A 4,709-nucleotide genomic window follows, 5' to 3' on the forward strand; every position below is an offset into this window, starting at 1 on the left:
GGGGGCGGCGGCCCGCCGCTGCCCCCCGGGGGGGCCCCGCCCCCCCCCGCGTCGCCCCCCCCGGGCCCGTGGGCCCCCCCGGGGCGGCGGGGCCGCCGCAACGGTGTGGGGGCCGGCGTAGGCTGGCAGCGTGAGCGAGGAGCCCGGCGTCGGCGAGGAGCCCGACGTCGTTGCCTCTTGGGCGTCGACGCCCGCCATCCGCAAGACGATGCAGGGCAATCGCTCCCGCGACACCGCCCCGGAGCTCTTGGTCCGCCGCGCCGTCCACGCGATGGGCCTGCGCTACAGGGTCGCCGTGCGGCCCGAGCGGGACCTGCGCCGCACCGCCGATCTGGTCTTCACCCGGGCGCGGATCGCCGTCTTCATCGACGGCTGCTACTGGCACGGGTGCCCTGAGCATTACATCGAGCCCAAGCGCAACGTGGACTATTGGCGGCCGAAGATCGCCCGGAACCGCGAGCGCGACGAGGAGACGACGGCGGCGCTCACCGCACGCGGGTGGCGCGTGCTGCGCTTCTGGAGCCACGAGGATCCGCTCGCGGTGGCTGCAGCCATCAGCGCGGCGGTGAACGGACCGACGGCCACCACCGAACCGTGATTGGGGCACCAGAGGCGGGGTACTGAACCAGCAGTACGCAACCGAGGAGGGGCGCTGCCATGGATGCTGGCCAGATTACGTGGCTGATCATTGCGATCGTCGTGTTCGTTCTGCTGATCGTGCTCGTGCTGACGCTGGTACGACGGCGCGGCGAGGGGCGCAGGGAGCACCTGCGCGAGCGGGCCGCCGAGCTGCGCTCGGAGGCGAAGCAGGACGAACTCGAGGTTCGAGAACGGGAGGCGCACAGCCTCGAGGTGAAGGCCAAGGCCGAGAGGGCCGAGGTCGAGGCCGCCAAGCTTCGGCGCGAGGCCGAGGAAGCGTCCAGCGTCGCCCGTGACGGACGTCAGCGGATCGAGGAGCAGTTGCGCAAGGCCGACGAGCTCGACCCGGACAAGCGCGGCTCGGCCCACGAGGGCCACGACCGGCGGGCGGACGTGCGGGCGGATGGCGATGTGCGGGCGGATGACGACGTCCACGATGGATCGCCGGCAAGGGAACGCGGGCGCCACAGCACCGAGGCGGGAACTCAGGATCCCGACGTCGAGGCTGGCCTCGACGATCGGCGCCGCGACCGTCACGACCGCGAGGCCGTCAACCAGCCCGCCTCACAGCAGCACGGAACCCGCAGCAGCACGGAAACCGGAGTGAAGGAAGGCCATGACTGATACCGTCAACCCGATTCAGATCCAGAAGTTCCTGCAGGGCGTCGACTATCCCGCGGACAAGGCGGCTCTGGTCTCCGCGGCGAAGGACAACGGCGCCGACAGCAATGTGGTGCGTGCGGTCGAGGGAATTCCGGACCGCACCTATGAGAGGCCGACCGAGGTGAGCGAGGCCATCGTGGAGGCCGGCCGGCATCCCGAGAGCCACGGCAAGGCCAGCCAGGACAAGGCCAACCAGACCAACATCGAGAACAACCACGGCAACAACGTCGAGCCAGACGGCGCCCCCGGCGGCGACACGGACGACGAAAGGGACGGCGAGCGTTTCGACGCTGGATGAGAGACCCAAGGAAACGGACGAGGCCGCAGGGGAAATCCTGTGGCCTCGTCCGTTTGCTGCGGTTTCGCGGACGTTCCGCGCGTGTCAGGCGACCCGGTACGGCTCCGCATCGGCGCTCCGGAAGGTGAGGCCGTTGCCGGGTCGCTCCGTGCTCGGGGAGATCGTGCCGCCCTCGGGGTCGAGGGTCCCGTCGAACAGCATGCCTTCGAGGCGGACGTGGTCGTGGAACCACTCGAGGTGGCGGAGGGTCGGTGCGGCAGCCGCTGGGGCGGCGGAGATCGCGGGCGCGCAGTGTCCGGAGAACCCGACGCCGTGCGCCGCGGCAACTGCGGCCGCTCGCAGCCAGCCGGTGATCCCACCGCAGCGCGTGACGTCGGCCTGGAGGCAGTCGACGGCCCCCGACGCGCAGAGCCGTTCGAAGTCCACGAGCCGCGTGCCGTACTCGCCGGCCGCGACGTCCGCCGCGATGGATTCCCGCACGAAGCGGAGCCCCGTCAAGTTCTCGCTGGAGACGGGCTCCTCGAACCAGGTGAACCCCGCCTCGCGGGCCGCCTGCGCAACCCGCACGGCCTGCTTGGGAGTGTAGGCGCCATTGGCGTCGACGAACAGCTCGGCGTCCGGCCCGATGGCCTCGCGCGCGATGAGCATGCGTTCGATGTCGCGCTCCTCGTCGGTGCCGCGGTCCTGGCCGATCTTGATCTTGGCTCGAGGGATGTGCTCGCCCAGCACCCAGCCGGTGAGCTGCTCGGTGAGCCTCTCGTACGTATACGTGGTGAACCCGCCGCTTCCGTACACGGGCACCTCGTCCCGCGCCGCTCCGAGGAGCTGGTGGAGCGGGAGGTCCGCCAGACGCGCGGCGAGGTCCCACAGAGCGCAGTCGACGGCGGACGCCGCATACGCTCCCGCCCCGGCCTGCCCGACGTTCCTCAGGGCCCTCGCCATCGCCTCGGCGCACGCGGGCACCGCGAACGCGTCCCGGCCCCGGACCGTGGGGCCCAGCAGGTCGGAGATCAGCCCCACCAGTGCGCTGGGGCCGTAGGTGTACCCGAGACCGGTGGTCCCCGCGGCTTCGGCCTGGACGACGACGATGGTCGTCGAGTCCCAGGCGAAGGTGCCGTCCCCCTCGGGCTCGTCGGTGGGGATGGTGTACGCGGAGGCAGTCACCGACGCGATGGGTGCCGTGGGGGCCTGCGCGCTCACTTCCGGTGCCCCGGAAGCAGCTCTTGGGCCTTTGTCTTGAGCCCCTCCTTGATGTAGTCCCAGGCGTTGGGGTCGCCCCGGAGGGCGCTCTTGGCGGCGTTCATCGCCTGCTCGAGCGTCGCGTGCGGGGGAATCGGCGGGACGTTGGGATCCGTGCGGACGTCGAGGACATACGGTCGCGTGGCCGTGAGCGCCTCGTCCCACGCGGATCCCAGGGTCTCGGGGCGGTCGACCGAGATGGCGCCGAGCCCCAAGCCAGCGGCGAACGACGCGTAGTCCACGTCCGGCAGCTCCTGGGTCATCGGGACGATCGGCGAGCCGCTGAAGGCCCGCAGCTCCCACGTGACCTGGTTGAGGTCGTTGTTGTGGAGCACCACCACGACCAGCCGCGGGTCTTCCCACTCCTGCCAATAGCGCGCGATCGTGATCAGTTCGGCGAGGCCATTCATCTGCATCGCGCCGTCGCCCTCAAAGGCGATGACCGGCCGGTCAGGATGCCCGAACTTGGCCCCGATCGCGTAAGGAACACCCGGACCCATGGTGGCGAGGTTGCCCGAGAGGCTGCCGCGCACCCCCGAAGGGAACCGGAGCTGCCGCGCGTACCAGTTGGCGGCGCTCCCGGAATCGGCGGCGACGATCGCGCTCGCGGGCAGCCGGTCCGAGCACTCGGCGAAGACCCGCAGGGGATTCACGGGATCGGCCTCGACCATGGCTTCGTCCCGCATCGTCTCCCACCATCGGGACACCTTGCCCTCGATGTCCCCCCGCCAGCTCCGATCTTCCTTGCGCTCGAGGAGCGGGATGAGCGCACGGAGCGCTGCACCGCCGTCGGCCACGATGTTGACCTCGTAGGGGTAGCGCAGGCCGATCATGGTGGGATCGACGTCGATCTGCACCCCGCGCGCCTTGCCGGGCTCGGGGAAGTAGTTCGCGTAGGGGAAGCTCGAGCCCACGGTGAGCAGGGTGTCGCAGTCGCGCATCATCTCGTAGCTCGGACGGGTGCCGAGCAGCCCGATCGATCCGGTCACGAACGGAAGCGTGTCGGGGAGCGCGTCCTTGCCGAGGAGCGCCTTCGCCACACCGGCGCCGAGCAGCTCCGCGACCTCCTGCACCTCGGCCGCCGCGTGGCGGGCGCCCTGGCCGATGAGCATCGCGACCTGTGTGCCGCTGTTGAGCAGATCGGCCGCGCGGCGGATGGCGTCCATGTTCGGCTCCACCTCGGGCCACGCGGCGCCGAGGCTGGAGGGCACCATCTTCATCGCGTGGGTGGGCGCCGAGTATTCGAGCTCCTGCACGTCGGAGGGGATGATGACGGCGGTCGGGGCACGGCGCGCATGAGCGATCCGGATGGCGCGGTCCAGCACGTTGGGCAGCTGCTCGGGAACCGTCACGAGCTGGACATAGTCGGAGGCGACATCCTTGAAGAGCGTTGGGAGGTCGACTTCCTGCTGGAACGAGCCGCCCATCGACGTCCGCGCCGCCTGGCCCACGATGGCGACGACGGGCACGTGGTCGAGCTTGGCGTCGTACAGCCCATTCAGGAGGTGGATCGCGCCCGGGCCGGACGTGGCCATGCACACCCCGACGTCCCCGGTGAACTTGGCGTAGGCGACGGCCTCGAAGGCGGCCATCTCCTCGTGCCGGGCCTGCACGAACCGCGGCCCGCCGCCTTTGCCGAGAGCGGTGACGATGCCGTTGATGCCATCGCCGGGGTAGCCGAACACCGTCTTGACCTCCCACGCCTTGAGGCGCTCGAGGAGGAATTCTGCGACGTTCTGTCCGGCCATGTCAGTTCTCCTTGACGGGGGTTGCGGGGTTCACGGCTCGCGTCCTTGGATTCATGCCTCGCGCCTTAGCACAGAGGCGAGGAGGCCCATCCCGCCCACAAGGGTCACGAGCAGCGGGGCGA

5 protein-coding genes are annotated in these 4,709 nt (G+C 70.4%); 3 read left to right on the forward strand and 2 right to left on the reverse strand.

Going from position 1 to position 4,709, the window contains the following annotated elements:
* Window positions 1–130: 130 nt before the first annotated feature.
* From ACTHL9_RS03325 to ACTHL9_RS03335, 3 genes are read left to right on the forward strand one after another with little or no spacing between them, the layout of a single operon-like run.
* A complete protein-coding gene (locus ACTHL9_RS03325) occupies window positions 131–598 on the forward strand; it encodes a very short patch repair endonuclease (RefSeq protein WP_440517302.1) in 468 nt (155 codons plus the stop codon).
* A gap of 59 nt (window positions 599–657) precedes the next feature.
* Window positions 658–1,263, forward strand: a complete 606-nt coding sequence (locus tag ACTHL9_RS03330; RefSeq protein WP_440517303.1) for a hypothetical protein — start codon at window positions 658–660, stop codon at window positions 1,261–1,263.
* Complete coding sequence (locus ACTHL9_RS03335) at window positions 1,256–1,600, forward strand: DUF2795 domain-containing protein (protein ID WP_440517305.1); 345 nt, start codon at window positions 1,256–1,258, stop codon at window positions 1,598–1,600. Before ACTHL9_RS03330 ends, ACTHL9_RS03335 begins: the two co-directional genes overlap by 8 nt.
* A gap of 84 nt (window positions 1,601–1,684) precedes the next feature.
* Here the strand turns inward: ACTHL9_RS03335 and ACTHL9_RS03340 are convergent, their stop codons facing one another.
* Both ACTHL9_RS03340 and ACTHL9_RS03345 read right to left on the reverse strand, forming a co-directional pair.
* Window positions 1,685–2,800 carry an enolase C-terminal domain-like protein gene (locus ACTHL9_RS03340; RefSeq protein ID WP_440517306.1) on the reverse strand — a complete coding sequence of 372 codons (1,116 nt, stop codon included), beginning with the start codon at window positions 2,798–2,800 and terminating at the stop codon, window positions 1,685–1,687.
* Window positions 2,797–4,587: a thiamine pyrophosphate-requiring protein gene (locus ACTHL9_RS03345; RefSeq protein WP_440517308.1), complete on the reverse strand. Its 1,791-nt coding sequence runs from the start codon at window positions 4,585–4,587 to the stop codon at window positions 2,797–2,799. Before ACTHL9_RS03345 ends, ACTHL9_RS03340 begins: the two co-directional genes overlap by 4 nt.
* Window positions 4,588–4,709: the final 122 nt, after the last annotated feature.

Source organism: Sinomonas sp., assembly GCF_051955515.1.
GTDB lineage: Bacteria > Actinomycetota > Actinomycetes > Actinomycetales > Micrococcaceae > Sinomonas.

Bases quoted from the DNA above. Each gene is read 5' to 3' on its own strand.
- ACTHL9_RS03335 (WP_440517305.1), top strand. From the start codon at position 1,256: ATGACTGATACCGTCAACCCGATTCAGATCCAGAAGTTCCTGCAGGGC.
- ACTHL9_RS03345 (WP_440517308.1), bottom strand. From the start codon at position 4,587: ATGGCCGGACAGAACGTCGCAGAATTCCTCCTCGAGCGCCTCAAGGCG.
- ACTHL9_RS03330 (WP_440517303.1), top strand. From the start codon at position 658: ATGGATGCTGGCCAGATTACGTGGCTGATCATTGCGATCGTCGTGTTC.